Origin of the sequence: Paraferrimonas sp. SM1919, assembly GCF_010993985.1 — a bacterium.
Classification (GTDB): Bacteria; Pseudomonadota; Gammaproteobacteria; order Enterobacterales; family Shewanellaceae; genus SM1919.
Genome location: NZ_WINH01000096.1, coordinates 1 through 643, shown reverse-complemented (window position 1 = coordinate 643; position 643 = coordinate 1). Strand labels below are relative to the sequence as shown.

Here is a 643-nt window from a genome sequence, read left to right as displayed (position 1 = left end):
CTGGTGACATGTTTGCCCTGCTTTTAACTTTGCATGATTTGGCAAGGATGTTGATTTGAAAAGAGGCAAGGGATTGTATTTGCATTGTGCATTGCTCTTCTCAGCATAAACTGGTGTAGTTTCTATGTGCTATCATCTATTACAGGCTGCTGACAGGTGGTTTGCGTTAGTTGGTCTTCTTTACTCAGCGGGCAAGAATTGGTCCAGGTAGACCTTGATGGTGTCGATGGTGCTGCTCAGGTAGTCGCCGACATGGGGACGCACGTAGTGTCCGTACAGACCCAGCACTGATGTGCGGGCCTTGTCGATCAGGGGACCTGCCTCCTGGCCCAGGCCAGTGGCAACCTTGACAACGGCTTGGAACTCGGGCTTGGTCTGCAGTTCCTCGATGTAGTCTTTGGTAGCCTGTCCACGTTCGCTTTCACTGGCCTTCTCCACTAAAGGAGCAGCAGCAGCCTGCAGCTTGCCATAAGCAGTCAGCAGCCTCTTGTAGAACACACTTTTCATTTGATCATACTTTTCAATAAGATCCTGCGATGGTGCGGGAATCTCACACAGGCTCACGGAGACCTGCAGAGCGAGGATCAGTGCCAAGGCAAATTTTGCATTCATGTCTGCTGTTGAGTTGGATGTACAGATCCAA

The 643-nt window shown here is 50.4% G+C and carries 1 protein-coding gene; it reads right to left on the bottom strand.

Annotation, left to right across the window (positions count from 1 at the left end; genetic code table 11):
* Positions 1-180: 180 nt before the first annotated feature.
* The coding region (locus GFB48_RS17315; protein ID WP_205597767.1) for a hypothetical protein at positions 181-643 on the bottom strand (463 nt) is incomplete at its 5' end.